This window comes from Nonomuraea spiralis (genome assembly GCF_014648435.1).
GTDB lineage: Bacteria > Actinomycetota > Actinomycetes > Streptosporangiales > Streptosporangiaceae > Nonomuraea > Nonomuraea spiralis.
Map to the genome: position 1 here is coordinate 509,920 of NZ_BMRC01000002.1, position 23,392 is coordinate 533,311.

Consider the following 23,392-nt stretch of genomic DNA (forward strand, 5'->3'; position numbering starts at 1 on the left):
GTGTGTTGTGGCGATAGATGTGGGCGGTACGACACTGAAGGGCGGATTGATCGCCCCGGACGGCGCCATCCTCCACCGGGAACGCCGTCCCACCCCCCGCACCGAGGGACCGGACCGCGTGATCGCCGCGATCTCCGCCTTCGTCGCCGACCTGAGCCGGCCGCGCACGGTCGCCGGGACCCTCCTGCGACCGGCGGCCGTCGGGCTGGCCGTCCCCGGCCTGGTCACCTCCGAGAAGGCGGTCTTCTCGGCCGCGTTCGGCTGGCGGGACGTACCCGCCGCGGCGTTCTCCGACGGACGCCTCCCGCTCGCCCTCGGCCACGACGTGCGCTCGGCGGGCGAGGCGGAGCTGGCCCACGGCCCCGGCGCCGCCGACGCGCTCTACCTGCCGATCGGCACCGGCATCGCCGGAGCCGTCGTCCTGTCCGTCTCCCTGTACGGCGGCGCCGCCGGCTGGGCCGGGCAGATCGGGCACATCCCGGTGCGTCCCGGCGGGCTGCCCTGCCCGTGCGGCCAGCGCGGCTGCCTGGCCGCCTACGCCTCGGCCGCCTCGATCGCCGCCCGCGCCGGCGAGACCACCGCCGAGGACGTCGTCCGCCGGGCCGCGGCGGGGGACGAGCCGGCGGCGCGGGTGTGGGCGGAGGCGGTCGAGGCGCTCGCCCTGGCGCTGGCCACGTACACGCTGGTGCTGGACCCCGCGATGATCGTCATCGGCGGCGGCCTGTCGCTGGCGGGGGACGCCCTCGTGGCCCCGCTGCGGGCCCGGCTGGCCGCCCGGCTCACCTTCCGCCCCGCGCCCGAGGTACGGGTCTCGGCGCTCGGCGTGGACGCCGGGCTGCTAGGCGCCGGGCTCCTCGCCCGCCGCGCCCTGGGGCAGCAGGGCGGCGGGGACGTCGACGACCTGGGCGCGTAGCTCCTCGCCCAGGGCCTTGGCCTGTGGGTCCATGCGCGGACTGGCCGCGACGCCCCGGCCCAGCAGGCCGTGGACGACGAAGTTGAGCGCCCTGATGTTGGGCAGCTCGTGGCGGTCGATCCGATGGGGGGCCAGGTCCGGGAGCAGGGACTTCAGCCGGTCGGTGGTGAGGGTGGCCGCGAGCCAGGCGTACCGCTCGGCGGTCGCGGCCCACACGCCGAGGTTGGCGTTGCCGCCCTTGTCGCCGGAGCGCGCCCCCGCGACCCGGCCCAGAGGCGCGCGTACGACGGGCCCGCCGGGCGGCTCAGGAAGCGCGGGCCCGGGAATCGGCGCGGGAATCGGCCCGGGGACCGGTTCGCCCTGGACGACCGGGGGCAGCTCCTCGCCGTCCAGGAAGACCCGCGGGCGCACCTCCGACGCGGGCACCAGCACCGGCCAGTACACCCCGTACGGGGAGGCGTCGCCGGGCGGGGTGAGGCCGTAGAAGCCCGGGTAGCTGGACAGGCCGGTCTCCACCACGGCGGAGGAGAAGGCCCGGCCCGCCTTGCGCCGGTCGGCGTCCATGACGGTGATCCGCAGCAGGCCCGCGTCCGTCAGCGTCACGTCCACCTGGTCGAAGGACTCACGCGGCACCCGCGCCCAGATCGCCTCCTCGGCGGCCCGCGCCTTGGCCTCGACGTCCAGGCCGGTCAGGACCAGCGTCATCGTGTTGCGGTAGCCGGCCGGGAAGTTGACGGCGACCTTGAGCGTGTCCGGCGGCGGCTCGCCGCGCACACCGGAGATCAGCACCCGGTCGGGCCCGTCGTCCGACAGGGTGATCGTGTCGAACCTGGCGACGACGTCGGGGCCCTGGTAGCGCGGGCCGCCCAGCTCGTAGACGAGTTGCGCGGTGACCGTGCCGACCGAGACCAGGCCGCCCGTGCCCGGATGCTTGGTGATCACGGACGAGCCGTCGGCGCGCAGCTCGGCGATCGGGAAGCCGCAGTGGGCCAGGTCGGGCACGTCCTGGAAGAAGGCGTAGTTGCCGCCCGTGGCCTGGCAGCCGCACTCGATGACGTGGCCCGCGACCACCGACCCGGCCAGCGCGTCGAGGTCGCCGGGACCCCATCCGTACCGCCAGATGCCGGGGCCGGTGACCAGGGCGGCGTCCGTCACGCGGCCGGTCACCACGACGTCGGCGCCCGCCGACAGCGCGGCGGCGACGGGACGGCCGCCGAGGTAGGCGTTGGCGGTCAGGGGAGCGGCCGGGGCGCGCTCGCCGGTGTCGGCGTTGACCAGGTCGAGCGGGCGGCCCATGAGGTCGTCGCCGGTGACGTGGGCGACCTTGGGCGACAGGCCCAGCCGGGCGGCCAGCTCGTGCACGGCCTCCGCGCAGCCCGCCGGGTCGAGGCCGCCCGCGTTCGTCACGATCCTGATGCCGCGGTCGAGGCAGGGGCCGAGGACGTCCTCAAGCTGGCGCAGGAACGTGGGCGCGTAACCGGGGCGGCCCTTGAGGCGGTTCCCGGCGAGGATGAGCATGGTCAGCTCGGCCAGCCAGTCGCCCGTGAGCACGTCGATCGGGCCGCCCTCGACCATCTCCCTGGCCGCCGAGAGCCGGTCGCCGTAGAAGCCGCTGCAGTTCGCGACGCGCAGCGCGCTCACGGCACCCACTTGGGCGGCCGCTTGTCCATGAACGCCGCGATGCCCTCCTGCCCCTCGGCCGAGGTGAACCGCTCGGCCGACAACTCGCTCATCCGCCGCAGCCCCTCCTCGAACGACACCGCGGGGACCTCCCTGACCAGCCGCTTGGTGATGGCCAGCGCCTCGGGGCCGCCCCTGGCCAGCAGGCCGGCGTAGTGGCGTACGGCGGCGTCCAGCTCCTCCTCGGGCACGGCCCTGGTCAGCAGGCCGATCCTGGCCGCCGTGGCCGCGTCGAACACCTCGCCGGTCAGGAAGTACTCGGCCGCCGCCCGCGGGTCCAGCCTGCGCAGCACGGGCACCGAGATCATCGCGGGCACGACCCCGAGACGCACCTCGGTGAACGCGAACGACGCCGTGTCCGGCGCGATCGCGAAGTCGCACGCGGCGACCAGGCCGAGGCCGCCGGCGCGGGCCGTGCCGTTCAGGCGGCAGATCACCGGCTTCGGGCTCTCCCAGAGCAGCGTCATGATCTCCGGGAACGACGCCGTCACCGGCGCGTCCGGGTCGCCGCGCTGCTCCTTCAGGTCGGCGCCCGAGCAGAACACCCGGCCGGTGCCGGTCAGCACGATCACCCGCGCGGCCGGCTCGTCCAGCGCCCACCGCAGATGCCCGGCCAGCTCGGCCAGCAGCCGCCTGGACAACGCGTTGCGGTTGGCCGGCGAGTCGAGCGTGACGGTGGCCACGCCGTCCGCCAGCTCCTTGTGCACCAGGCTCGTCATGAGCTCTCCTTCTGGATGATCGCCAGCACGGCCCCCGCCTCGACCTGCTGTCCCTTCTCGACGTACACGTCCGAGACCACGCCGGCCGCCGGTGCCGCGATGCGATGCTCCATCTTCATCGCCTCCAGCACCAGGACCGCCTGCCCCTCGGCCACCGTGTCGCCCTCGGCCACCTCGACCCGCAGCACGCTGCCCGGCATGGGGGCGAGCAGCGAGCCCGGGGCCACGTGCTCGACCGGTTCGGGCAGGCGCGGCACCGGGGTCAGCACCGCCGAGCCCGCGGGGAAGTCGACGTAGACCCGTTCGTCGCCGTCGTACCGGGCGACCTGGAAGGTCTGCCGTACGCCGTCGTGTTCCAGGACCACCTCCTCGGGCCGCGCGGAGACCGCCGTGACGCCCGGGGGCAGCGGGTCGTAGACGACCTCGGCCTCCTCGAAGCGGGCGCGTACGGGCTGGGAGCGTACGTTGCGCCAGCCGGCGGGCAGCCCGGCCAGGACGGCGGCGTCGCGGCGGCGTCCGGCGGCCATGGCCAGCGCGGCGGCCAACGCCGGCAACTCCCCGCGCGCCACCGGCGGACCGGCCGGCAGGTCCCCGCCCGCCCGCGACACCGGCGAACCGGCCGCGAGGGGCGAGGGTGCGCTCAGGGGGCCGCCGGGGGAGAGGAAGGCGGTGTCGGTGTCGCCTTCGAGGAAGGCCCGGCTGGTCAGGATGTCCACCAGCAGGCCGCGGTTGGTCGTGACGCCGTGCAGCCGGGCCCGGCGCAGGGACGCGGCCAGCTTCCGCGCCGCCTCCGTCCTTGTCGCCCCGAACGCGACCACCTTGGCCAGCATCGCGTCGTAGTGCGGCGACACCTCCGACCCGGACTCGACCCCGGAGTCCACCCGTACGTCCCCCGGCACCTCGAACCGCCGCAACACGCCCGTCTGCGGCAGGTAGGCGGCGTCCTCGGCGTACAGCCGTACCTCGATCGCGTGGCCGCGCGGCTCGGGCGGCCCGGGCGGCAGGGCCGCGCCCTCGGCCACCTCCAGTTGCAGCCGTACGAGGTCGACGCCGAAGACCAGCTCGGTGACCGGGTGCTCGACCTGGAGCCGGGTGTTCATCTCCAGGAACGCCACCCGGTCGCCCTTGACCAGGAACTCGACCGTGCCCGCCCCGACGTAGCCGATCCTGCGGGCCGCGCGGACGGCCGCCGCGCACAGCAGCTCGCGGGTCGCCTCCGAGACACCCGGCGACGGGCACTCCTCGACGACCTTCTGATGCCGGCGCTGGATGCTGCACTCGCGTTCGCCGAGCGCCCACACCGTGCCGTGCCAGTCGGCCAGCACCTGCACCTCGACGTGCCGGGCGGCCTCCAGCAGCGGCTCGGCGAAGACGGCGCCGTCCCCGAAGGCCGCCTCGGCCTCACGGCGGGCCGACTCCACCTCGGCGGCGAGGGCGTCCGCGTCCCTGACGACGCGCATGCCGCGCCCGCCCCCGCCGGCGGACGCCTTCACCAGCAGCGGGAACTCGCCCGGCGCGGCCAGGTCGAGCGAGGGCAGCACCGGGACCCCGGCCTCGGCCATCAGCCGCTTCGCCGCGATCTTCGAGCCCATCGCCGCGATCGCCTCGGGCGGCGGCCCGACCCAGGTGAGCCCGGCGTCCAGCACCGCCCGCGCGAACACCGCGCTCTCCGACAGGAAGCCGTAGCCGGGGTGCACCGCGTCGGCGCCGGAGGCCCGGCACGCCTCGATGATCCGCTCCACGTCCAGGTACGTCTCGGCCGGACGCACCCCGGGGAGCCGTACGGCGAGGTCGGCCTCGCGGGCGTGCGGCGCCCGCGCGTCGGCGTCGGAGAAGACGGCGACCGTGGAGATGCCGAGCGAGCGGCAGGTACGGAAGACGCGGCGGGCGATCTCGCCGCGGTTCGCCACGAGCAGACGGGTGATCACGGTCGGAACACCCCGAACCCCGCCGCCGGCGGCACCGGCGCGCTGTTGACCGCCGACAGGCACATGCCCAGCACCGTACGGGTGTCGCGCGGATCGATCACCCCGTCGTCGTAGAGCCGTCCCGACAGGAAGAACGGCAACGACTCCGCCTCGATCTGGGACTCCACCATGGCACGCATCGCCGCGTCGGCCTCCTCGTCGTAGACCTGCCCCCTGGCCTGCGCCGCGGCCCGCCCGACGATCGACAGCACCCCGGCGAGCTGGGCCGGGCCCATCACCGCCGACTTGGCGCTCGGCCAGCTGAACAGGAACCGGGGATCGTAGGCGCGCCCGCACATGCCGTAGTTGCCCGCGCCGTAGGAGGCGCCCATGACCACGGTCAGGTGGGGCACGGTCGAGTTCGACACGGCGTTGATCATCATGGCGCCGTGCTTGATGATGCCGCCCTGCTCGTAGTCCTTGCCCACCATGTAGCCGGTCGTGTTCTGCAGGAACAGCAGTGGCGTGCGCGACTGGTTCGCGAGCTGGATGAACTGGGTGGCCTTCTGCGACTCCTGGCTGAACAGCACGCCGCGCGCGTTGGCCAGCACCCCGACCGGGTAGCCGTGGACCCGCGCCCAGCCGGTCACCAGCGAGGGGCCGTACAGGGGCTTGAACTCCTCGAACTCGCTGCCGTCCACCACCCGGGCGATCACCTCGCGCGGGTCGAAGGGCACCTTCAGGTCCTCCGGGACGATCCCCAGCAGCTCCTCGGCCGGGTAGGCGGGCTCGCGCGCGGGCAGCGGCGCGACGCCCTGCTTGCGCCAGTTGAGCGAGCGCACGATCGCGCGGCCGACGCGCAGCGCGTCGTGCTCGTCCTCGGCCAGGTAGTCGGCCAGGCCGCTGGTCCTGGCGTGCATCTCGGCGCCGCCCAGCGACTCGTCGTCGGACTCCTCGCCGGTCGCCATCTTCACCAGCGGCGGCCCGCCGAGGAACACCTTGGCGCGGTCGCGGACCATCACCACGTAGTCGCTCATGCCGGGCACGTACGCGCCGCCGGCCGTGGAGTTGCCGAAGACCAGCGCGACCGTCGGGACGCCGGCCGCCGACAGCCGCGTCAGGTCGCGGAAGATCCGGCCGCCCGGGATGAAGATCTCCTTCTGCGACGGCAGGTCCGCGCCGCCGCTCTCGACCAGGTTCACGTACGGCAGCCGGTTGGCCAGCGCGATCTCGGCCGCGCGCAGCGACTTGCGCAGCGTCCACGGGTTGGACGCGCCGCCCCGGACCGTGGGGTCGTTCGCGGTGATCAGGCACTCGACGCCCTCGATCACCCCGATGCCGGTGACCATGCCCGCGCCCACCTGGAACTCGCTGCCCCACGCGGCCAGCGTCGACAACTCCAGGAACGGGGAGTCGGGGTCGACCAGCAGCTCGACGCGTTCCCGCGCCGGCAGCTTGCCGCGCCCGCGGTGGCGCTCGACGTACTTCTCGCCGCCGCCGGCCACCGCCTTGGCGTGCTCGGCGTCCAGCTCGGCCAGCTTGGCGAGCATGGCCGCGCGCCGGGCGAGATGTTCGGCGCCGCGCGGATCGAGCCGGCTCCTGATCACGGGCCCTCCTGGGACGAAGTCGACGTGGGCGTCAACCCGATGGCCCGCGCCCACAACCGGGTCAGGTGGTCGACGGCGTCCTGCTCGCCGGCCCGCTCCCCGAGGTCCAGCCACACGTGCGCGAAGTGCTCGACCATGCCGCCCAGCATGACGGCCGTCAGCCTCGGGTCGAGCGACGGGTCGGCCAGGCCCTGCTCCTGGAGGCGGCGCAGCCCGTCCGCGCCGCGCCGGACGAACGCCTCGCGCAGCTCCAGCAGCAGCCGCCCGAAGCGGGGATCGGCGTCGGCGGCGTGTTCGACCATGCGGACCAGTCGCGAGTTCGCCGCCCAGGCGCGCAGGTAGAGGCGGTTGGCGGCCTCGATGCGGGCGTAGGGGTCGCCGGAGGCGGCCGGGCCGACCGCGCTCGCCGCGAACATCTCGCCGACCACCGCCTGCGCCACCTCCCCGAACAACGCCTCCTTGGAGTCGAAGTAGGTGTAGAAGGTGCCGTGGGAGACCCCGGCCCGCGCGCACACGTCGTCGATCCGCACGGCGTCGTACCCGTGCTCCTCGAACGCCTCACGCCCGGCCGCGAGCAGCGTGGCCCGGGTGCGTTTGCCGCGCAGGGTCAGGGACCTGACGATCACGTCAGCCACGGTAGCGACCGGCGCGCGCGGACGGAAGGGCTCCCGCCGCGCGGCCCCGTCAGGTGCAGTGGCTCCAGCCGGACTTCCAGCTCAGCGAGTTCCACGAACCGCCCCAGATCACGCACTTCTTCACGGCCGCCAGCCGGACCGGCCCCGCGTACGCGGTGAACTTGCCCGGGTTGCTGCCGCTCGCGCCGCCCTGGACCTGGAGGGTGGCGTTCATGGAGACCTTGTTCGGATACACCAGCTTCGACATCGTGACCACGCAGTTCTTGCCCGCGCCGGTGTTGTAGAGCAGGTAGATCGTGGCCGAGCTGCCCAGCGCGTGCTGGTCGATCACCTTGAAGCCCGAGCCGCACGCGGTCACCACGCTGTACGTGTTCGGCTTCAGCGTGGGCTTCGCCGTGGGCTTGGGGGTCGTCTTGGTCGTCGTGGGCTTCTTGGCCGGCTGCTGGACGGTCGACGTGGGGCCGGGGGTCGGCTGAGCCGTGGGCTCGTCCTCGCCGTCGATCAGGCCCGTGGGCTTCTTCTTCTTGGTCGGGGTGACCTTGGGCTCGGGATTCTTGGTGGTCGGTTGGGCCGAGGGCACGCTGGTCACCGGGTGGTTCGGGACCTGGATGACCGGTTCCTTGGTGTGCTTGGCCTTCTTGGGCGGGTCGGCCTGGCCGATGTCCAGCGTGGGCACGGGCCGGCCGGTCTCCGCCGGGAGCGTCGTCGGGTCGGGGGTCACCTCGGCGGCCGGCGGCTCGCCCGGCTGCCCGGCGCCCTGGCCGTCCTCCGGCGGGTTCTGCGAGGAGTTGCCGGTGGCGGTCACGGGGACCTTGCCGCTGTTGGCCTGCACCACGACGGCCCCGCCCACCACGAGCAGCGCGGCGGCGGCGGCGCCGGACAGGGCGAACGTCAACGTCCGCCGCTGCCGGTCAGGCGCCTTGCCCGGCCGCTTGCCCGGCGTCCCGCCCGGGGTTCCGGGCTGGGCGGCGGAGGGGTGTCCCGCCTGGGGGCCGCCCGGCATGCCGCCGTGCGGGCCGTGCGGGTGACCGTGCGGCGCGCCGCCCTGGGGGCCGCCCGGCCCGCCGGGAACGCCGCCCTGGGGTGCGCCTTGGGGGCCGCCCTGCGCGGCCGCGTGCGGGACACCGGCGTGCGGCCCGCCCGGTGCGCCCGGGTGGGGGGCGTTCGGCATGCCGCTTTGGGGGGTTCCGGGCTGTGGGGCGCCGCCCGGCAGGACAGCCGTGTGGGGGCCGGCCGGGGCGCCGGTGTGCGGGCCGTGCGGTGTGCCCTGGGGTGCGCCGCCCGGGGCCTGGGCCGCGGCCGGGTGGCCGTTGGGGCCGGTCTGCGGGGGGACGGCGTTGGGGCCGGTGGGCTGGGTCCAGGGGCCGGGGTAGGCCTCCTGTCCCGGTACGGGCGCCCCCGCCGGGGAGGCCGCCCCCGGCTGCGCGACGCGGGTGACCGTGGCCCCCGTGACCGGCTCGATGGCGGCCTTGGGAGCGGGCTGGCCGGTGAGGCGGACGATCAGCTCGTCGGCGCCGGGCCGCCGCCCCGGGTCCTTCGACAGGCACAGGCCGACCAGTTCGGCGAGCTCCCCTTCCATCCCGCCGAGCTGCGGCTCCTCGTTCAGGATGCGGTTCATCACCACGGGGATCGAGTCGGCCCCGAACGCGGGCTTCCCGGTGGCGGCGTACACCATCGTGACGCCCCACGCGAAGACGTCGGCGGCCTCCGACACGGCGGAACCGCTGAGCTGCTCGGGCGCCAGGTACGACGGCGTGCCCATCGCCATCCCCGTGGCCGTGGCCCCGGGCGAATCAAGGGCGCGGGCGATGCCGAAGTCGATCACGACCGGGCCCTCGGGGCCCATGAGCACGTTCGCGGGCTTGAAGTCGCGGTGCAGGATCCCGGCGCGGTGGATGGCCGCCAGCGCGGTGGCCGTGCTGATCGCGAGCCGTTCCAGCGCCGCGCCCCGGCGCGGGCCCTCGTTGATGACGAGTTCGCGCAGGGAGGGCCCCGGCACGTACTCGCTCACGATGTACGGCCGGCTCCCGTCCAGGTCGGCGTGCAGGACGGGCGCGGTGCAGAAGCGGGCGACCCGCTGGGCCACCGCCACCTCGCGCAGGAACCTCGTCCGCGCGTCGGCGTCGGCCACGAGGGCGTGGTGCAGCAGCTTGACGGCGACCTGTTCCCCCGAGTCGCTCTTGCCGAGGTAGACAACGCCTTGACCACCCTCGCCGAGCCGGGCGACGATGTCGTACGCCCCCAGCCGCCGCGGGTCGTCCGCCGCCAACGGCTGGAACTGATTCACGTCGGACCCCCATTACAACCAGCAGATGGGGCAAAACGCTACCAGCGTGACATGTGGGACGTCTGCCGGACCTGAAAGTAAGTGCCATGCTTTGACGGGACATGTCAGCGTTTCGTCGCAGGTCGTGTCCACGCCGGGGCCCAAGGTCACGGCTTGGACAATTCAGATGGCCTTGCCCGGATTCATGATCCCCAGCGGGTCGAAGACCGCCTTGATGCCCCGCTGCACCTCGGCCGCCACCGGCCCCGACTCCAGTTCCAGCCAGCGCCGCTTCAGCACACCTACGCCGTGCTCCCCGGTGAGCGTGCCGCCGAGCGACAACGCGTGCCGGAACACCTCGTCGGCCGCGGCCCACACCTCGGCGGGCGGCTCGGCGGTGCCGTGCTCGAAGATGAAGACCGGGTGCAGGTTGCCGTCACCGGCGTGCGCGACCGTGCAGATCCGCACCCCGTGCCGGGCCGCCGCCGCCTCGATCGCCGTGATCATCTCGGGCAGCGCCGAGCGCGGCACGCACACGTCCTCGACCAGGCACGCACCCAGCCGCTCCTTGGCCTGGTAGGCCATCCTGCGCAGCCCGACCAGTTCCTCGGTCTCCTGCGGGCTGGAGGAGACCGCCACGAACGAGGCGCCGTTGTCCAGGCACAGCCGTTCCATGCGCGCGGCCACCGCCTGGCCGTCGGCCGCGTCGGACTGGCCGATCAGCATGGCCTGCGTGGCCGGTTCCAGCCCGATGTTGCGCCAGTCGTCGATGGCCTCCAGCGTGGCCCGGTCCAGCAGCTCCATCAGCGAGGGCTGGCAGCCCGCGGCCATGATCGCCGACACGGCCGCGCCCGCCTCGCGCAGCGAGCCGAACTCGGCGGCGAACGTCGCGGGCGGCGCCGCGGGCGCCCGCCGCAGCCGTACGGTGGCCGCGGTGATCACGCCCAGCGTGCCCTCCGAGCCGACGAACAGCCCGGTCAGGTCGTAGCCGGTGACGCCCTTCATCGTGCGCCGCCCGGTGTTCAGGATCCGCCCGTCGGCCAGCACGACCTCCAGGCCGAGCGTGGCGTCCCTGGTGACGCCGTACTTCACGCAGCGCAGGCCGCCCGCGTTGGTGGCCAGGTTCCCGCCGATCGTGGAGATCTCGTACGACGACGGGTCCGGCGCGTACATCAGCCCGTGCTCGCGGGCGGCCCGGTCGAGGTCGGCGGTGATGACGCCGGGCTCCACCACGGCGATCTCGTCGGCGGGGGAGAGCTCCCTGATGGCCGTCATCCTGGCCAGCGACAACACGATCGAGCCGTCGCCGGCCGTGGCCGCGCCCGCGAGCCCCGTCCCCGCGCCGCGCGGGACGACCGGCACCCGGTGCTCGGTGGCCCATCGCATGGTCGTCACCACGTCCTCGCGGGAGGCGGCCAGCACCACGCCGAGCGGCTTGCCCGGCGCCACGAACGTGCGGTCGCGGGCGTAGGAGTCGATCACATCCGGGTCGGTCAGCACGCGAGCTTCGGACAGCGAGTTCACCAGGGCATCAATCGGTCTCACACTAGAACCTTACGGTTTGCGCGGACCGTTCCTTAAGGCCAGACTGCCCGGGTGGAAGTCAGGTGTCCGGTGTGTACGCAGGCTGACCAGCTCGTCGCGGTTCCGGGGGCGGTCGCCGCAGGGACCACATACCGGATCGGACGGGTGAAGCTGCCCGGTCAGCGCGAGATCGCCGACCTGCCGACCGCGCCGTCGCTGGGCGCGTCGAAGCACGTCATGAGCCGTACGCAGCTCGCGGTGTGGATGTCGTTCCCCAGCCGCCACTACACGCCCTGGGCCAGGAACCAGGGGTGGATCCTGCTCGGCGTGGCGGCCCTGGTGCATCTCGTCGTGTCGCTGGTGATCGCGATGGGCAAGGACTCGCAGTGGAGCGAGGTGCTGCTCGCGCCCTTCTGCCTCACGGGGCTGTTCTGGGGGCTCGGGCTGCTGTTCGTGCTCGGCGCGCGCGGCGCCCGCAGGCGCGACCACGCCGAGGCCCCGGCCCGGGACAAGGCGCTGGCCGTGTGGGAACGGCTGTACTACTGCGCCCGCGACAACGTCGCGTTCGAGCCGGGGGTCGGTGTCTCGTTCCATCCGGGCGAGACCCGCGAGTACATCTTCGGCTTCAGGGGCCGGGCGATCTAGCCGCGTTCGTCGGCCACCACGCGGACGCAGACGGCCAGGCCCTCGATGGCCTGCTCCAGCTCGTCCAGCTCGGGGAAGGTGGGGGCGATCCGGATCGTGTCGTCGCCCGGGTCCTGGCCGTAGGGGTGGGTGGCCCCGGCCGGGGTGAGCGCGATGCCGGCGGCCTTGGCCCTGGCCACGACCTCGGCGGCGTGCGGCACCTCCAGGCTGATGAAGTAGCCGCCCTTCGGGCTGGTCCAGGTGGCCAGGCCGCCGAGCCGCTCGGTCAGCACCTTGTCGACCAGCTCGAACTTCGGCCCGATCAGCGCGGCGTGCCGCCGCATGTGCGCGGTCACGCCGGCCGCGTCGCGCAGGAACTCGACGTGGCGGAGCTGGTTGAGCTTGTCGGGGCCGATCGACTGCTTGGCGGTGTTGGCGAGGAACCACTCGACGTTGGCCGGCGAGGAGCCGAAGAACGACACCCCCGAACCCGCGTACGTCACCTTCGAGGTGGAGGCGTAGACGAACACGCGGTCGGCGTTGCCGTGCTCGGCCGCCAGCGCGAGCAGGTCGGCCAGCTCGTCAGGCGTGTCGGTGAGGTGGTGGACGGCGTAGGCGTTGTCCCACATGATCCGGAAGTCGGGGGCCGCCGTCGGCATCGCGGCCAGCCTGCGCACGGTCTCGTCGCTGTAGGTGACGCCCGACGGGTTGCTGTACTTCGGCACGCACCAGATGCCCTTGATGGTCGGGTCGGCGGCGACCAGGCGCTCGACGACGTCCATGTCGGGGCCGCCGGCGTCCATCGGGACGGCCGTCATCTTGATGCCGAGCCGCTCACAGATGGTGAAATGCCGGTCATAGCCGGGCACCGGGCACAGGAACGTGATCTCCGGCTCCTCGACCCAGCGGCGCTCGGCCCCCGGCACCTTCGACAGCAGCGCGTGCACGATGGTGTCGTGCATCAGCGTCAGGCTGGAGTTGCCGCCCACGACGAGCTGCCCGGCGGGCACCTGCACCAGCGGCGCGAAGATCTCGCGCAGCTCGGGCAGGCCCTGGAGGTTGCCGTAGTTGCGGCCGTCGGTGCCGTCGGCCGCCTTGTGGGAGGTGGGCAGCCCGAGCAGGGCGTCGGAGAGGTCGAGCTGGCGCGGTGACGGCTTGCCCCTGGTGAGGTCGAGCGAGAGCCCCCGTTGGACGAGGGCGGCGTAGTCACTCTGTGCGGTCACGAGATCTCTCCTCCGAGTCGGTTCGGTGCAAAGGATAGAAGAAATCCAGGGAAGAGCCGGTAATCGACCGGCATGTGGGACATCGGATCAAAGACGTGCTAAAGAAGCGCTTCCCGTCCGGCGATGGTTGGCGTGGAATGGGATGCATCGGGGCAGGCACAACTCCGCGAAGGAGGGAGCAGCCGTGACGACTGTTCGGCAATCCTCGATCGAGCAGGTCAGACGCCGCCGCACCGGCACCGTCATCGCCTCCTGGCTGTCGACGACCGATCACAAGGTCATCGGGTACCTCTACCTGATCACCTCCTTCGGGTTCTTCCTCGTCGCGGGCGTCATGGCGATGCTCATCAGGGCCGAGCTGGTGCGTCCCGGCATGCAGGTGGTCAGCCAGCAGCAGTACAACGAGCTGTTCACCATCCACGGCACGGTGATGTTGCTGCTGTTCGCCACGCCGCTGTTCGCCGGGTTCGCCAACGTGGTCATGCCGCTGCAGATCGGCGCGCCGGACGTGGCCTTCCCCCGGCTGAACGCGGTGGCGTACTGGTTGTTCCTGTTCGGCGGGCTGATGGTGCTGGCCGGCTTCCTCACCCCGGGCGGCGCGGCCGACTTCGGCTGGTTCGCCTACACGCCGCTGTCGTCGGCCCTGCACTCGCCGCAGGTCGGCGGCGACCTGTGGGTCATGGGCCTGGTGATGTCCGGCCTCGGCACGATCCTCGGCGCGGTCAACTTCATCTCCACGATCATCGGCATGCGCGCCCCGGGCATGACCATGTTCCGCCTGCCGATCTTCACCTGGAACGTCCTGCTGACCAGCATGCTCGTGCTGATGGCCTTCCCCGTGCTGGCCGCGGCGCTGCTCGTGCTGGAGTCGGACCGCAAGCTCGGCACGCACGTGTTCGACGGCGCCAACGGCGGGCCGCTGTTGTGGCAGCACCTGTTCTGGTTCTTCGGCCATCCCGAGGTCTACATCATCGCGCTGCCGTTCTTCGGGATCATCACCGAGGTGATCCCGGTGTTCAGCCGCAAGCCGATCTTCGGCTACATGAGCCTGATCGGGGCCACCATCGCCATCGGCGGCCTGTCGATGACCGTGTGGGCGCACCACATGTTCGCGACCGGGCAGGTGTTGTTGCCGTTCTTCTCGTTCATGACGTTCCTCATCGCGGTGCCGACCGGGGTGAAGTTCTTCAACTGGATCGGCACGATGTGGCGCGGGCACCTATCGTTCGAGACGCCGATGTTGTTCGCGGTCGGGTTCCTGGTGACGTTCCTGATCGGCGGGCTGACCGGGGTCATCCTGGCCTCGCCGCCGCTCGACTTCCACATCAGCGACACCTACTTCGTCGTCGCCCACTTCCACTACGTGGTCTTCGGCACGGTCGTGTTCGCCATGTTCTCCGGCTTCTACTTCTGGTGGCCGAAGATGACCGGCAGGATGCTCGACGACCGGCTCGGCAAGCTGCACTTCTGGACGTTGTTCGTCGGCTTCCACACCACGTTCCTCGTCCAGCACTGGCTCGGCCAGCTGGGCATGCCGCGCCGCTACGCCGACTACAGCGCGGCCGACGGCTTCACCACGCTCAACGAGATCTCCTCGGTCGGGGCGTTCCTGCTCGGCGCCTCGACGCTGCCGTTCCTCTACAACGTGTACAAGACGGCCAGGCACGCGCCCAAGGTCACGCTCGACGACCCCTGGGGTTACGGCGGCTCGCTCGAATGGGCCACCTCCTGCCCGCCGCCGCGGCACAACTTCACCAGCATGCCGCCGATCCGCTCCGAGCGGCCCGCGTTCGACCTGCACTACCCGCGCGAGGACGCGGCGCCCGCGACCGTGGCGGCCGCCGAGCCGGAGACGCCGCCGGCGGTCACCTCCGACTGACCTTACGGAAGGCGCGGCGCGGTCCCCGAAGGTGGCGGTCGTGCGGCGGCGGCCGGCCCTCGCGAGAGCGGCCCGAGGTCTCGGCCGTGGTCGCCTTCGCCGTCCTGCGGGGCCCAATGAGACGTACGCCGGAGCAGTGCCTGTGGTGGTTGTTCGGCGTCGCCCGTTTCGACAGCGTGATCGCACTGTTCTGTTACGCCGCGGCCATTGCGGGCGGCGTGTTCGCCGCAATTCAGCTAGTCGAAATGTCGTAGTTTGATCACGTTTCAACAACGTACTTTACGACCCGTTTATTCACCCTCTAGCGTCCGGCATTGCACACCCTATGGCCATGCGCCCGGCGACCCCGGGCAGAGAGGGTACCTGGTGCCAAGCTCAAAGCGCCTGTTAGTCGCGTTCCCGGCGGTCGCCCTCCTCGGCGCCGTCCTGACCGTCCCGGCGGCCCAGGCCACGTCAGTGGCCAGCTACCAGCCCACGGCGGCGGACTACTACATCAACTACGCTCCCCCGCGGGTCGAGAAGGAGCCGCAGGAGCCCAGTCTGAGCAAGGGCAAGGCCCGCTCGCTCTCGCCGGCGGAAAAGCTCGACAGGAAGTTCGTCACCGGCAACCCCGCCGCGGCCCGCGTTCTCGCCGCCCGCGAGAACCAGGCGATCAGGACCGGCCGCAACCCGGCTGAATGGATCTTCAAGAACTCCAAGCAGGTCAAGACCGCCAAGCTCCTGACCGTCCTGGTCGAGTTCAACGAGCAGGCGAACGACGACTTCTCCGGCTTCAACCGGCTGCGCACGGTCGACAGCGCCCCCGACGACTGCGTGGTCGAGCCGGCCGGCACGCTCAAGAACGGTCCGCTGCACAACAACATCCCCGACCCGGCGACGCTCCCGAAGAAGGACAACAACTCCTTCTGGGTCAAGGACTTCAGCACCGACCACTTCAACAAGATGCTCTACAGCGACAAGGGCATCACCGAGCGCGTGCGCAAGGACCTGAAGGACCCCCGCGACAACAAGCCCGGCATCGACATCTCCGGCTACACCATGAAGAAGATGTACGAGGAGCTGTCGAAGGGCGCCTACTCCGTCACCGGCTCGGCCGTCGGCTGGATCAAGGCCCCCCACTCCGAGGCGTACTACGGCGCCGCGGCCTGCGGCGGCCAGCCGCAGGACATGTCGGGTCACCCCAGCAACCCGACCGGCGCGGGCCAGCTCGCCATCGACACGGTCGACGCCCTCGCCGCGACGCAGCCGAACTTCCCCTGGGCCGACTACGACCAGGAGGACGTGTCCGACTCCGACGGTGACGGCAACTTCGACGAGCCCGACGGCGTCATCGACCACCTGGTGATGGTCCACGCCGGCAAGGACAAGTCCTCCGACGGCGGCGCCGAGGGCACGTACGCCATCTGGGCGCACTCCAGCGCGGTCGCGGGCGGCTACAAGATCCCCGGCAGCGACAAGAAGATCTCCAACTACATCGTGCAGCCCGAGGACTCCGGCGTCGGCGTCTTCGCCCACGAGTACGGCCACGACCTGGGCCTGCCCGACCTGTACGACACCAGCGGCCAGGCCAGCTCCGCGGTGGACTTCTGGGACCTGATGTCCAGCGGCTCCCACTCCGGCCCCATCTTCCAGTCCATGCCGACCCACATGGGCCTGTGGGACAAGTGGGTGCTCGGCTGGGCCAACCCGAAGACGTTCAACCCGGGTGACGCCTCCAGGCTCGTCACGGTCGGACAGTCCTCGCGCACACCCAAGCTCACCGAGGACGGCGTCCGGGTGAACCTGGCCTCCACACCGCTGAAGATGATCGAACCGCACAGCGGCACGAAGGCCTGGTGGTCCAACCTGGACCAGGACTGGGCCAACCAGACCCTGAACCGCGACGTACCGGTGCCCGCCGGCTCCGACGTGCGGTTCTGGATGTGGAACAACTACGAGATCGAGCAGGACTGGGACTTCGGCTTTGTGGAGGTCTCGGCCGACAACGGCCAGACCTGGACCCAGCTCAAGGTCTACGACGAGGCCGGCACCGAGGTCAGCACGCCCGACGGCTACCCCGACCCGAACAAGAACCTCAAGACGTTCGGCAACAAGAAGTACGGGCTCACCGGCGACACCGGCGGCCAGTGGCGGCACGACTACGTCAACCTGACGCCGTACGCCGGCCAGTCGATCAAGCTGCGCCTCACCTACAACACCGACGCCGCCTTCGAGCCGCGCGGCTGGCACGCCGACGACTTCTCGCTCACCAACGGCGGCACCGCCGTCTGGAGCGACGACGTCGAGAACGGCGACAACGGCTGGAAGGCCACCGGCGGCACGTTCACCAACACCAGCGGCCAGGGCTGGACCACCAACAACGGCTCGCGCGAGATCTCCCGCTTCTACCTCGCCGAGTGGCGCAACTTCGACGGCTTCGACAAGGGCCTCCAGTACGCCTACGACACCAACTACTCCCGCGACGGGGCGTGGAAGGTGGAGAAGGTCAAGTACAACGCGCCTGGCCTGCTGGTCTGGTACCGCGACTCGACCTTCACCAACAACTCGGTGGTCAACAACCTGACCCTGCCGCCGAGCATCGGCTCCAAGGGCAGCCTGCTGGTCGTGGACTCGCACTACGACCCGCTGCGCCGCACCGGCACCGCCGCCCAGAAGGACCCGAGCAGGCACAAGAACCTGGAAGGCCGTACGCAGTCGTCGAACGCCGCCTTCTCCTTCAACAAGACCTACCCGTTGAAGGAGTGCCTGGAGGCGCCGGACGAGCCGTTCAGCGAGTACTGCACCAACGTCCCCGCGCTCAAGGGCGTGCCCGCCTTCACCGACGCGAAGACCTGGGTCCCGGGCTTCGAGTTGCAGAACGGCTCGCTCTACTACCGTGACTTCGACGCCTCCACGGTGGTGCCGAGCAAGGGCGACCAGCCGTACAGCACCCGCGTGGTGCACCTGGACGGCACCCCCGCCACCGAGCTGTACGGGACCGACCTCGGCGACGGCAACGTCGCCGGCTCCGGCAACCCGGGCGACGAGGGCAAGGCCCTCGGCGTGCAGTTCAAGCTGATCACTCCGCTGCCGGGCAACCTGGGCGCCATCGTCCAGGTCGTCCCGCCGAAGAAGTAGCGTGACGGGGGCCGCCGGGGTGTTCCGGCGGCCCCCGTTCCAGCACAGGGCGGCGGTTCCAGCACCTACGATTGATGACCATGAGCGAACTGCGCACCAAGATCGAGCACACTGAGGCGATCCGGCGGGATCGCCGGGTGGCGGTGGTGGTGAACACTCGCTCGCGCCGCGGCCGCCGCCACTACTTCGAGGTCATCGAGCAGCTGCACAACCTGGGGTTCGAGCCGCTGGCCGAGCTGTCGGTCTACAACCCCAAGCGGCTGCGCGACCTGCTCGACACGGCCCTCGCCACCGACCCCGACCTGCTGATCGTGGGCGGCGGCGACGGCACCCTCTCCTCCGCCGTACGCCACGTCGCCCACCGCGACGTGGCGCTCGGCGTGTTGCCGCTCGGCACCACCAACAACTTCGCCAGGAGCCTCGGCCTGCCGCTCGACCTGGCCGGGGCCATCAAGGTGTTCTCCACCGGCAAGGTCGCCGACATCGACCTCGGCATGGCCGGCGACCGGCCCTTCGCCAACCTGGCCAGCTTCGGGGTCTCGGTCGAGGTGGCGGGCAAGGTCAAGCCGTGGCTCAAGCGCATCGTGGGCCGTCCCGCCTACCCGATGACCGCGCTGACCGTCCTGCCCGGCCACCGGCCCTTCCGGGCCTTCATCACCGTCGAGGGGCAGCGCCACGAGCTGCTCACCCACCAGCTCAACATCGCCAACGGCCGTTTCCACGGCGGCTGGCAGGTGGCCAGGGACATCAGCATCGACAACGGCATGCTGGTGGCCTACCAGCTCGGCTCCGGCAAGAAGTTGCGGCTGCTCGGCGAGACGCTGCTGCGCGCGACCACCGGCCGCTGGCGCAGCCTGGCGGGCGGCCCGTTCGTGGTCGGCCGCGAGATGTTGCTGGAGACCGACCCGCCTATGGCCGCCGACGTCGACGGCGAGGTACGCCTGCGCACCCCGATCACGCTGCGTGTGGTGCCCAACGGCGTGCGCGTGATGGTGCCCGACTCCTTCGAGGACCGCTGACTCAGCTTTCGCCGAGCGCGCGGTAGGCCGGGGCGAGCACCCGCGCCAGGTCGCCCGGCGGCGGGAAGACCCGCAGGAGCAGGTCGGGGGCCTGGGCCGCGGTACGGCGTTCCGGGTGGTGCGCGGTCGCGCCCGGGGCGTAGAAGTCGGCCAGCCGGTCGGCGAACGGCACGTCGGCCACCTCCAGCGGATCGGGCGCGGGCGGGTCGCCGGCCAGTGACCCGAGCAACTGCTCACGGGTACGCCCGCGCCAGGCCAGCACCAGGAACGGGTCGTCGTCGAACGACTCGGCCAGCAGGTAGAGCACCGCCGACAGGTGCTTGCACGGGAACCCCCAGTCGGGGCACGAGCACTCCATGTCGAGGTCACGCGGGAACAGGTCGACGCCCTGCGCCGCGAACAGCTCCTCGATCTCGGCCGGCATCTCCCCGGCCAGCAGCCTGGCCCGGTGGACGGCCTGCGCCGCGACGGCCTCCTCCAGCCGCGCCCACACGTCCTCGCCGTAGGCCTCGATCCTGATCACGACGTCGTACGGGACCGGCCGCGAGCCCTGGACGGCCGCCCGTACCAGCCCGGCCGACAGGTCGATCGAGCGGACCTGGCCCTTGCGGGCGTAGGCGCGGCCGCGGGACAGGCGGCCCTTGTCGCAGACGCGCTCCAGGATGTCGATGAAGCGCCTGGACCACCAGGCCGAGCCGATGCTGCCGCGCCGCGAGCGGGCCCGCAGGCCGCCCTCGACCTCGATCGGGCCGTCGCCGTCGTACCAGCCGGACATGCTCAGGACCCTCCCGTGAGGCGGAACACCTCGCGCAGTTCGTCGGTGGACAGGTCGGTCAGCCAGTCCTCGCCGGTGCCCACCACCCGTTCGGCCAGGGCCTTCTTACGCTCGATCATCTCGTCCACCCGCTCCTCCAGCGTGCCCGCGCAGATGAGCTTGCGCACTTGGACGTTCCTGCGCTGGCCGATGCGGAAGGCGCGGTCGGTGGCCTGGTCCTCGACGGCCGGGTTCCACCAGCGGTCGACGTGGATCACATGGCTGGCGGCCGTCAGGTTGAGCCCGACGCCGGCCGCCTTGAGCGACAGCAGGAACAACATCGGCTCCGGGTCCTGCTGGAAGCGGTCCACCAGGCGGTCCCTGGTCTTCTTCGGCAGGCCGCCGTGCAGCCACAGGACCGGGCGGCCGAGGCGCTGGGCGAGGTAGGGCTGGAGCATGGTGCCGAACTCGGCGTACTGCGTGAAGAGCAGCGCCTTCTCGCCCTCGGCCAGGATCTCCTCGGCCAGTTGCTCCAGGCGGGCCAGCTTGCCCGACCGGCCCGCCAGGCGGGAGCCGTCCTTGAGCAGGTGGGCCGGGTGGTTGCAGACCTGCTTGAGCCTGGCCATGGCCGACAACACCAGGCCGCGCCGCTCGATGCCCTCGCTGTCGTCGATCCTGGCCAGCATGTCGTCCACGACGGCCTGGTAGAGCGTGGCCTGCTCGGGGGTGAGCGGGACCCACTCCTTGACCTCCATCTTCTCCGGCAGGTCGGAGATGACGGACTTGTCGGTCTTGACGCGGCGCAGGATGAACGGGCCCGTCGCCCGCTTCAGCGCCTCGGCGGCCTGCTCGTCCTGGTGGGCCTCGATGGGCTCCTGGAAGCGGGTGCGGAACCGGGAACGCGGGCCGAGCAGCCCGGGGTTGGCGAACTCCATGATCGACCAGAGCTCGGCGAGGTGGTTCTCGACCGGGGTGCCGGTCAGGGCCAGCCGGGTGTCCGTGGGGATCGACCGTACGGCCCGGGCCTGGAGGGTGCCGCTGTTCTTGATCGCCTGGGCCTCGTCGCACACCACCCTGCGCCACTCGTGCTCCCGCAGGGCCGCGAGGTCGCGGTGGGCGGTGCCGTACGTGGTGATCACCAGGTCGGCGTCCGCGAAGCGGGCCGGGTCGCGGCCGGCGCCGTGGTGGACGTGCACGCGCAGCCCCGGCGCGAACCTGGCCGCCTCCCGCTGCCAGTTGCCCACCAGCGACATCGGGCAGACCAGCAGCGTGGGCGTGGCGGCCCGCTCGTGGACGAGCAGCGCCAGCGTGGTGATCGTCTTGCCCAGCCCCATGTCGTCGGCCAGCACCCCGCCGAGCCCCAGCTCCGACAGGAAGCTCAGCCACGCCAGCCCGCGTTCCTGGTACGGCCTGAGCACGGCGTCGAGGCCCGGCGGCGTCGCGATCGGGACGAGCCGCCGATCGGCCCGGCCGGACAGCAGGTCGCCGAGCACCCCGTCGGCGTCCACCTCCAGCAGCGGCAGCTCGTCGTCCCCGCGTACGACGTGGCGCAGCAGGTCGGCCGCGTACGCCTCGCCCGCGCGTACGCCCTCCACGGCCCGCAGCGCCGCCTTGAGCTGGCGGTCGTCCAGCTCGACCCACTGGCCCCGGACGCGCACCAGCGGCACCTTGAGCCTGGCCAGCTCGGCCAGCTCCGCCTCGCTGATCGTCTCCTCGCCCACGGCCAGGTCGACGCGGAAGTCCACCAGCTCGCGCAGCCCGAAGCCCTGGCTCACGGCCGCCGTCTGCGTCTTGGTCCTGGTGGTGAGCTTGAGCCCGAGCCGCGTACGGCCCGCCCAGCGCGGCAGCTGCACCCCGAACCCGGCCGCCTGGAGCAGCGGCGCGGCCTGGCGCAGGAAGCCGAACGCGCCCGCCGTGTCGAGGGCCAGCTCGCTCGGCTCCGGCACGCGCAGGGCCCGGTCCAGCTCCGGGTAGAGGCGTACGGCCCGGCCCAGGCCGGCCAGCAGCTCGCGTTCCGGCCGGCCGGGCAGGCCCTTCTCACCGCTCCACACGCGGGCGGCGGGGACGTACAGGCTGGGGTCGTCGGCGGCCTGCAACGCCAGCTCCACCCGCCAGTCGTCGCCGGTGGCCGGTTCGAGCAGGCGGAAACACACGCGGGTGGCGCCTTCGGCCGCCGTGACCGCCGACCGCCAGCCTTCCAGCTCCTCGCGCAGCCCGGGGACGTCGGCGCAGGCCGGGTCGCCGGTCAGCGCGGCCAGCCAGCGTTCGTGCGGCGTCCTGGGCGTGGCGACCAGCGGCCCGGTCACGGCCTGCCGGACGAGCGCGTCGGTGAACGCCTCCAGCGCCCGCAGCTGGACCTCGGCGGCGGGACGCTCGACGGCCCAGGTGCGGCAGGCGGGCGGCATGGCCAGGGCCAGCTCCCTGAAGTACCGCGCGTCGGCCCCGCCCAACACCGGCCGCCACACCGCCCACGCCCCGCCGGGCTCCTGTGGGGTGGGGTCCTGCGCGGTGGGGACGAGCTGGGGGAGGACCCGGCCGCGGCGTACCAGGTCGCGGGCGAGGGCGGCGACGGCGGCCCAGTGGCGTACGGTGGCGGTGCCGTCGCCCGGGTGGTCCTCCAGCACCCGAAGGGCCTCGGCGGCCGGCAGGACGACGGCGGGCACCTCCCACGACAACAACCGCGGCCGGACGACGTCCGGCAGCAACCCCGTCTCGGGCGAGGGCAGCGGTCCCCTGACCGCCCCCGGCAACAACAACTCCAACACCCTGAACGCCGGCTCAGCCACCCCGAGCGCGCCCCTGAACGGCCGCTCAGCCACCTCCGGCCCCTCATCGGCCCCGGAGGGCACCACGGCCACCCCGAGCCCTCCTGTCCCCTTGGGGGCCGCCTCAGCCATCCCCAGCGCCCCCGCGATTCCCGCCGGCGAAGCAGCGAACGGATGAACCCGCACCCCGGCCCGACCGCCCCCTCCGGCAGCAGCCGACCGGAGCCGCCCGCCCGACGGCCCGGGGCCTTCAGCGGGGGACGGCTGAGCGTGTACGTCCGACAGTCCGGGGTCCTCAGCGGCGGATGGCCGGGGGCGTGCGCCTGTTGGGCCGGGGGTTTCCGGGGATGTGGCGTGGGTGGGGTCCTCTCCCCAGAAGGCGAGCCCGTCGCCTGCCCAAACCCCGTGTACCAGCACCCCGGCAGGTTACCGTCGCCCCACGCCGCTCGGCCCGCCCGACCCACGGCCCCCGAGCCGTTCACGCAGAACCCCTGCGATGGCCTACACCGGCGGCTTATATAAGCGACACCTGAAGTTGTACCATCGAGGTATGAATCCTCCCGGATCGTGGTGTGAGCGACCCAAGCCGCAGGCTCCGTCCTGCGAGCTCCCCTCTCCGTGGAGCAAGCCGGAGCAGCCCGACAACTGGTGTGACGTGCCCAAGTCGCCGGTGGTGTCCGTGCTCGGCTTCCTGCTGAAGGCCGCCAAGCGGTAATAACAGGCGGTCAGCTGGGTAGTCGCATTCCTCAGCGGAGGAGGC

The 23,392-nt window shown here is 72.2% G+C and carries 16 protein-coding genes; 6 read left to right on the top strand and 10 right to left on the bottom strand.

What is annotated here, in order from left to right:
• Window positions 1-7: 7 nt before the first annotated feature.
• Complete coding sequence (locus IEZ27_RS06265) at window positions 8-913, top strand: ROK family protein (RefSeq protein WP_229823440.1); 906 nt, start codon at window positions 8-10, stop codon at window positions 911-913.
• Here IEZ27_RS06265 and IEZ27_RS06270 read toward each other — a convergent pair.
• The 7 genes from IEZ27_RS06270 to IEZ27_RS06300 form a co-directional block, all read right to left on the bottom strand.
• On the bottom strand, window positions 839-2,554 hold the full coding sequence (locus tag IEZ27_RS06270) for an acyclic terpene utilization AtuA family protein (RefSeq protein ID WP_189646327.1): 1,716 nt from the start codon (window positions 2,552-2,554) through the stop codon (window positions 839-841). The two genes, IEZ27_RS06265 and IEZ27_RS06270, sit on opposite strands and share 75 nt — an antisense overlap.
• Window positions 2,551-3,312 carry an enoyl-CoA hydratase-related protein gene (locus tag IEZ27_RS06275; RefSeq protein ID WP_189646328.1) on the bottom strand — a complete coding sequence of 254 codons (762 nt, stop codon included), beginning with the start codon at window positions 3,310-3,312 and terminating at the stop codon, window positions 2,551-2,553. The genes IEZ27_RS06270 and IEZ27_RS06275 overlap by 4 nt, the downstream gene beginning before the upstream one ends.
• Complete coding sequence (locus IEZ27_RS06280) at window positions 3,309-5,240, bottom strand: ATP-binding protein (RefSeq protein ID WP_189646329.1); 1,932 nt, start codon at window positions 5,238-5,240, stop codon at window positions 3,309-3,311. The genes IEZ27_RS06275 and IEZ27_RS06280 overlap by 4 nt, the downstream gene beginning before the upstream one ends.
• Window positions 5,237-6,769 (bottom strand): acyl-CoA carboxylase subunit beta, encoded by a 1,533-nt coding sequence (locus IEZ27_RS06285; RefSeq protein WP_125635796.1) that lies wholly within the window; start codon window positions 6,767-6,769, stop codon window positions 5,237-5,239. The genes IEZ27_RS06280 and IEZ27_RS06285 overlap by 4 nt, the downstream gene beginning before the upstream one ends.
• A gap of 53 nt (window positions 6,770-6,822) precedes the next feature.
• Window positions 6,823-7,452 (bottom strand): TetR/AcrR family transcriptional regulator, encoded by a 630-nt coding sequence (locus IEZ27_RS06290; RefSeq protein WP_229823442.1) that lies wholly within the window; start codon window positions 7,450-7,452, stop codon window positions 6,823-6,825.
• 58 nt (window positions 7,453-7,510) lie between these two features.
• Window positions 7,511-9,748, bottom strand: a complete 2,238-nt coding sequence (locus tag IEZ27_RS53695; RefSeq protein ID WP_229823454.1) for a serine/threonine protein kinase — start codon at window positions 9,746-9,748, stop codon at window positions 7,511-7,513.
• A gap of 162 nt (window positions 9,749-9,910) precedes the next feature.
• Entirely contained in the window at window positions 9,911-11,272 is a 1,362-nt protein-coding gene (locus tag IEZ27_RS06300) for an FAD-binding oxidoreductase (protein ID WP_229823459.1), read from the bottom strand.
• A gap of 69 nt (window positions 11,273-11,341) precedes the next feature.
• Between IEZ27_RS06300 and IEZ27_RS06305 the strand changes: the two genes are divergently transcribed.
• Entirely contained in the window at window positions 11,342-11,896 is a 555-nt protein-coding gene (locus tag IEZ27_RS06305; RefSeq protein WP_189646330.1) for a hypothetical protein, read from the top strand.
• Here the strand turns inward: IEZ27_RS06305 and IEZ27_RS06310 are convergent.
• Entirely contained in the window at window positions 11,893-13,098 is a 1,206-nt protein-coding gene (locus IEZ27_RS06310) for an aminotransferase class I/II-fold pyridoxal phosphate-dependent enzyme (RefSeq protein WP_189646331.1), read from the bottom strand. The genes IEZ27_RS06305 and IEZ27_RS06310 overlap by 4 nt on opposite strands.
• A 142-nt stretch (window positions 13,099-13,240) precedes the next feature.
• Between IEZ27_RS06310 and ctaD the strand changes: the two genes are divergently transcribed.
• From ctaD to IEZ27_RS06325, 3 genes are all read left to right on the top strand, one after another.
• On the top strand, window positions 13,241-14,977 hold the full coding sequence (gene ctaD, locus IEZ27_RS06315) for an aa3-type cytochrome oxidase subunit I (protein WP_379478600.1): 1,737 nt from the start codon (window positions 13,241-13,243) through the stop codon (window positions 14,975-14,977).
• Window positions 14,978-15,343: 366 nt separating this feature from the next.
• Window positions 15,344-18,094 carry an immune inhibitor A domain-containing protein gene (locus tag IEZ27_RS06320; protein WP_229823462.1) on the top strand — a complete coding sequence of 917 codons (2,751 nt, stop codon included), beginning with the start codon at window positions 15,344-15,346 and terminating at the stop codon, window positions 18,092-18,094.
• 80 nt (window positions 18,095-18,174) lie between these two features.
• A complete protein-coding gene (locus IEZ27_RS06325; protein WP_189646333.1) occupies window positions 18,175-19,113 on the top strand; it encodes a diacylglycerol/lipid kinase family protein in 939 nt (312 codons plus the stop codon).
• A gap of 1 nt (window position 19,114) precedes the next feature.
• On the opposite strand, the gene IEZ27_RS06330 is transcribed toward IEZ27_RS06325, so the two are convergent.
• Together IEZ27_RS06330 and IEZ27_RS06335 are read right to left on the bottom strand one after the other, a co-directional pair.
• Window positions 19,115-19,888, bottom strand: coding sequence for an SWIM zinc finger family protein (locus tag IEZ27_RS06330; protein ID WP_189646334.1), 774 nt, complete (start codon window positions 19,886-19,888; stop codon window positions 19,115-19,117).
• A 2-nt stretch (window positions 19,889-19,890) separates the two neighbouring features.
• Window positions 19,891-22,764, bottom strand: coding sequence for a DEAD/DEAH box helicase (locus IEZ27_RS06335; RefSeq protein ID WP_189646335.1), 2,874 nt, complete (start codon window positions 22,762-22,764; stop codon window positions 19,891-19,893).
• 418 nt (window positions 22,765-23,182) lie between these two features.
• Between IEZ27_RS06335 and IEZ27_RS06340 the strand changes: the two genes are divergently transcribed.
• Window positions 23,183-23,347 carry a hypothetical protein gene (locus IEZ27_RS06340; protein ID WP_185844679.1) on the top strand — a complete coding sequence of 55 codons (165 nt, stop codon included), beginning with the start codon at window positions 23,183-23,185 and terminating at the stop codon, window positions 23,345-23,347.
• Window positions 23,348-23,392: the final 45 nt, after the last annotated feature.

Coding starts and splice junctions, on each gene's coding strand:
- ctaD (WP_379478600.1), top strand. CDS start 13,241: ATGCATCGGGGCAGGCACAACTCCGCGAAGGAGGGAGCAGCCGTGACG.
- IEZ27_RS06340 (WP_185844679.1), top strand. CDS start 23,183: ATGAATCCTCCCGGATCGTGGTGTGAGCGACCCAAGCCGCAGGCTCCG.
- IEZ27_RS06325 (WP_189646333.1), top strand. CDS start 18,175: ATGAGCGAACTGCGCACCAAGATCGAGCACACTGAGGCGATCCGGCGG.
- IEZ27_RS06335 (WP_189646335.1), bottom strand. CDS start 22,764: ATGGCTGAGGCGGCCCCCAAGGGGACAGGAGGGCTCGGGGTGGCCGTG.
- IEZ27_RS06330 (WP_189646334.1), bottom strand. CDS start 19,888: ATGTCCGGCTGGTACGACGGCGACGGCCCGATCGAGGTCGAGGGCGGC.
- IEZ27_RS06285 (WP_125635796.1), bottom strand. CDS start 6,769: ATGCTCGCCAAGCTGGCCGAGCTGGACGCCGAGCACGCCAAGGCGGTG.
- IEZ27_RS06275 (WP_189646328.1), bottom strand. CDS start 3,312: ATGACGAGCCTGGTGCACAAGGAGCTGGCGGACGGCGTGGCCACCGTC.